The sequence below is a fragment of the Acinetobacter sp. GN11 genome (assembly GCF_054823985.1).
Genome location: NZ_JRVL01000073.1, coordinates 1 through 5,144 on the forward strand (window position 1 = coordinate 1; position 5,144 = coordinate 5,144).

Genomic DNA, 5,144 nt, shown 5'->3' on the forward strand with positions numbered 1-5,144 from the left:
TTATAGCGGCAGTTTCTCTCTTAAATATAACAAATGCACAAGCTGCAGATGGCACAATTACTATTAATGGTCTTGTTACGGATAATACTTGTACTATTGATACTGGAGATAAAAACTTAACAATCAATCTGCCTACAGTTTCATCTCAAACATTAAAAAATGCAGGTGATGTGGCTGGTCGTACCCCATTTCAAATTAATTTAACGAACTGTTCTTCTGCTGGCAAAGTAGCCACTTATTTTGAGCCGGGCGCTACCGTTGATTTTAATACTGGTCGTTTGTTAAACCAAGCAACTTCGGGCGGGGCAACAAACGTGAATATCCAGTTGCTAGGTAGTAATAATGCTGTAATTCCTGTACTAGCTACAAGCACAAATGGAACTCAGACCAACTCACAATGGGTGAATGTTTCAGCAGGTGGTGATGCTGACCTTAACTATTATGCTGAGTATTATGCTACAGGTGCTTCTACTGCTGGTACGGTAACGTCTCAAGTAAAATACACCATTATTTATCAATAAAATTAAAATTGAAGCTTCTATTTAAAGATAGAAGCTATCTCCTATCTATTATTCATTATTGAGAATATGACTCATGCTTTTTCGTGGTCGTAAGTTTTTTGGGGGATTAGTTTGCCTACAGGTAGCACTGACTACCACAGGTCATACTGAAATTATTTTACATGGAACTCGTGTCATTTATCCTTCAAATGCACGTGAAATCACATTACAACTGAGTAATAACGGTACAGCTCCGTCTCTTATTCAGGCTTGGATTGATGATGGAAATGCAAAATCAACTCCCGATGAAGCAAATGTGCCTTTTATTATTACCCCCCCGATTTCACGAGTAGAAGCAACTAAAGGCCAAACTTTAAGAATTACAGCTCTACCTAATTCATCCCAATTAAGTCAGCAACAAGAATCAATTTTCTGGCTTAATGTTTTAGATATACCTCCTAAACCCGAAGGCAAAACTCAACAAGACCAAAGTACCCCAATTTCTAATAATTTTTTACAGCTCGCTGTTCGTTCGCGAATTAAGTTCTTTTATCGTCCTATAGATCTAAAAGAAAATATTGAACAGCTAAGTGAAAAAGTTCAATGGAAAATAAATGATCAATATCTAGTAGTAAAGAACCCGACTCCCTTTTTCCTCACTATCACTTCCATTTTTCAAGGAACTGAAGGCCATAAAGCAGACTTGTTACAACAAGGTTTAATGGTTGCCCCTTTTTCAGAAGATAAAATAAAACTTAAAAATAAAAATGTATCAGATATGAGCTTTGTATATATCAATGATTACGGTGGAAGAGTTGAACATCCAATAAAGTTCTAACCTTACTGTATTACTTAAAAAAACCTAAATACCTATCATGAATAGGCTCTAAAACTATGTCTAAATGGTTTATACCTTATATATGTTTAAAAAGCCCTTTTACTTGTTATGTGGCCTCAACTATTGCGTTATTTATGCCTTTGGGAGCATCTGCGGAAAATAATGTTGATGTTTCAGCTTTCTCAAAAGCAGAATTTGATAGCAATTTTTTAGTCGGTAACGCGCAAAAAATTGATATTGGTCGTTTCAAATATGGAAACCCCATTTTAGCTGGCGAATATAGCTTAGATGTCTATATTAATGGCCAATGGTTGGGTAAACGACGCATGCGCTTTAATGCCAGCTCTCCTAACGTAAATGCCGAAACCTGTTTTACAGAAGCCATGTTACTAGAATATGGCGTAAAAGCTGATGTGCTTAGCCAACATTCTCATACATCCTCTCTTTCTTGTGATGCACTGGGTCATTGGATAGATAATGCTTTTTATTTATTTGATAGTTCTCGTTTAAGAATTGATATCTCTATCCCCCAAGTCACATTAGAAAAAAATGCACAGGGCTATATCGATCCACATCTTTGGGATCGAGGTATTAATGCAGCTTTTTTGACATACAACACGACTGCTTATCGAATAGTTAACGAACAACATGAAAGTACATATGCTTTTATGGGGACTAATCTTGGAGCAAATTTAGCAAGTTGGCAATTTCGCCATAATGGACAATGGAAATGGCAAGGCCAATCCAACTCACAACCTAATAATTCTTCTTATAGTTCAACAAATACATATATACAAAAAGCATTTCCAAAAATTAATGGTGTTGTGACTTTAGGCGATTATTTTACTAATAGTGATTTTATCGATGCTTTACCGTATCGCGGCGTAAATATTTCAAGTGATGACCGAATGCTTCCAAACAGTATGCTCGGTTATGCTCCCAGAGTGAGAGGTTATGCAAAAACCAATGCGAAAGTCGAGGTTAGACAACAAGGCAACTTAATTTATCAGACAACAGTACCACCCGGAAATTTTGAAATTAATGATCTTTACCCAACAGGGTTTGGAGGTGAGCTACAAGTTTCAGTAATTGAATCTAATGGCGTAATTCAGAAATTCGCTATTCCCTATGCTTCTGTGGTCGAAATGCTACGTCCGCAAATGAGTCGATACTCTTTCACTTTAGGGCAGTTTCGAGATTCAAACCTTGGCCTAAATCCGTGGCTAATACAAGGTAAGTATCAACGGGGAATTAATAATTACCTTACAACTTATAGCGCAGTTCAAGCAACGCAACAATATCTCTCCTTATTACTAGGTACGGCTTTTTCAACACCTATTGGAGCGATTTCTTTTGATGCGACCCAGTCAAAAGCTGAGTTTGATCATCAACTTAAAATGACTGGGCAAAGTTATCGTTTAAGCTACAGTAAGTTATTTTCTCCAACCAATACTAATTTAACATTAGCTACTTATCGCTATTCAACTGAAAACTACCTGAAATTGCGTGATGCAATTTTAATTCAAGATTTACAACAACAAAATATTGACAGCTTCTCTGTAGGCAAACAAAAAAGTGAATTCCAGATTACTTTAAATCAAGTGCTTCCAAAACAATGGGGAAATTTTTACTTAGTCGGTTCATGGATAAATTATTGGAATCAACCCACGACCAATAAACAGTTCCAATTAGGTTATAGCAATCAATTTAAAGATTTAACTTATAGTTTATCTGCAATGAGTAGCGAGATTGAAGAAGACGGTGCTCGCACAGGACAAGATACACAGTACCTTGCTTCTTTATCTTTTCCATTAGATTTTAAGAAAACTTCTCTTACTTTTAATAGTGTTATTGGTGATGACAGTCAGATTTTAAGCTTCAGTGGCTTTACAGGAAATCGCTTAAACTACGGCGCATCAATTTCTAATCAGGACCATGATCAAACCAACCTAAATATTAATGGCACCTATAAAACAAACTATACAACACTTGGTGCTTCATTCAGTCATGCAGATTCATACCAACAAGAAATGCTTAGCTTCAGTGGCAATGTTGTTGCACATTCTCAAGGAATTTTGTTTGGGCCAGATCAAGCCCAAACCATGGTGTTGGTCTATGCGCCGGATGCTACTGGAGCACAAGTCGGTAATACACCCGGGCTAAGTATTAACAAAAACGGATATGCCGTTATTCCCTATGTTACGCCTTACCGTATGAATGACATTAGTCTTGACCCACAAGGTATGTCTACCCAAGTTGAACTTGCTGAAAGCAGTTTACGGATTGCACCCTATGCAGGTTCGATCACTAAAGTTCAATTCTCAACAAAAAAAGGTTATGCACTTTTTATTAGTACAACAACATTAGATGGTTCACATCTACCTTTTGCCGCACAGGTATATAACCAGAATAACGAAGTAATAGGCATTGTCGCACAAGGCAGTCGCATTTATTTACGCACACCCTTAACCCATGATCGTTTATATGTGAAATGGGGAAATACGAGTACTGAAAAATGTGAAATTGAATACGATATAGCGGATCAAATAAAGCATAACAACCAACCAATTATTATGACAAAGGCAGTCTGTAAATGAATAATATTTTAAAAAAAATTGGATTTTTGGCAGTGAGTCTATTTGCTTATACCCATACAAATGCAAATTGCAATTTAAGTAAAGGATTTACTACCGTCGATATTCCAATGACGATAGGTAAAATCGTAGTAAAACCAAACGATCCAATAGGAACGATCTTACAAAAGAATACTTTTACAATATCTCCTAATAATTCTACTGCAACTTGTAATCGAGCAAGTGATCAAATTATTGCAGCTCTCCCCTTAAATTATCCAATTAGCCTAATAGGCAATAATGTTTATGCCACCAATATTCCGGGTATTGGTATTCGACTTTATCGCGAAGCTGCCGATGCTTCAGATTTTTCAGGATATTATCCTTATCGACGTACATTAACACCCAATCAAACCTATACACTTTCCCCCGGGTATTTTGTTATGGAAGTTATTAAAACAGCCATGACAACTGGTTCTGGCGCACTAGTTGCAGGCCGTTACAGTACCTATTACGTATCAGGGCAACAGAACCGCCCATTTTTAACCACTACCGTATTAAGTAATGCCCCTATTCTTATTGCGTCTTCATCTTGTGAAATTCAAAATGGTGTAGATTCACCAGTTCAACTTCCAACCGTGATGAAATCAGGCTTTCGAGCGATTGGGTCAACCCAAGGGGAACAGAATTTTAATCTATCAATCTTATGTAATGGTGGCGAAAATAACTCTGGTATCGCTACGAGCAATACGATCAGCTTAAGTTTTGATTATAATTCTGACACCTCAAATAATCAGGTGATTAACAACAGTGCTGCGAATGCAATAAAAGCTAACGGCGTCGGTGTTGAACTGTTATGGAATATGAGTGGAGCAAATAAGCCGATTCAAAAAGCAACCAAACTCAATATAGGTAGCGTGAGCTCCAACCAAACTGTTGAATATGATATTCCTTTAACTGCCCGTTATTATCAGACCGCCACCAATGTGACCGCAGGTGAGGTTAAAGCCACAGCGACGGTGACGATTCAATATGATTAACTATTCTCTATAAAATTACTAAAAACAAAGAAGCTTAACGCTACCAAGGGAACACAAAGGCTATTTTTTTAACTTTGTAGTTCTATTAAAAAATCACATAAAAAAATGCTCATAAGCAAAAATAGCAAATGAGCATTAGTGATAACCACTTAACCTGAAATACAAATTGTGGGAAATAGATCACAATTTGCAT

Annotated in this window: 4 protein-coding genes; all 4 read left to right on the forward strand. The window is 36.8% G+C overall.

Translation table 11 applies throughout. The features are described from left to right. Positions 1-2: 2 nt before the first annotated feature. The gene (locus NL42_RS08440; protein ID WP_461312433.1) at positions 3-521 is read left to right on the forward strand and encodes a fimbrial protein; all 519 of its coding nucleotides are present in this window, start codon (positions 3-5) and stop codon (positions 519-521) included. 73 nt (positions 522-594) lie between these two features. Beyond that, a complete protein-coding gene (locus tag NL42_RS08445) occupies positions 595-1,338 on the forward strand; it encodes a fimbrial biogenesis chaperone (protein ID WP_461312434.1) in 744 nt (247 codons plus the stop codon). Positions 1,339-1,394: 56 nt separating this feature from the next. Further along, positions 1,395-3,935 (forward strand): fimbria/pilus outer membrane usher protein, encoded by a 2,541-nt coding sequence (locus tag NL42_RS08450; RefSeq protein ID WP_461312435.1) that lies wholly within the window; start codon positions 1,395-1,397, stop codon positions 3,933-3,935. Continuing rightward, a complete protein-coding gene (locus NL42_RS08455; protein WP_461312436.1) occupies positions 3,932-4,951 on the forward strand; it encodes a fimbrial protein in 1,020 nt (339 codons plus the stop codon). The genes NL42_RS08450 and NL42_RS08455 overlap by 4 nt, the downstream gene beginning before the upstream one ends. Positions 4,952-5,144 lie beyond the last annotated feature (193 nt).

Excerpts from the sequence above, each read along its gene's own strand:
- NL42_RS08445 (WP_461312434.1), top strand. The coding sequence starts at position 595 with ATGCTTTTTCGTGGTCGTAAGTTTTTTGGGGGATTAGTTTGCCTACAG.
- NL42_RS08455 (WP_461312436.1), top strand. The coding sequence starts at position 3,932 with ATGAATAATATTTTAAAAAAAATTGGATTTTTGGCAGTGAGTCTATTT.
- NL42_RS08450 (WP_461312435.1), top strand. The coding sequence starts at position 1,395 with ATGTCTAAATGGTTTATACCTTATATATGTTTAAAAAGCCCTTTTACT.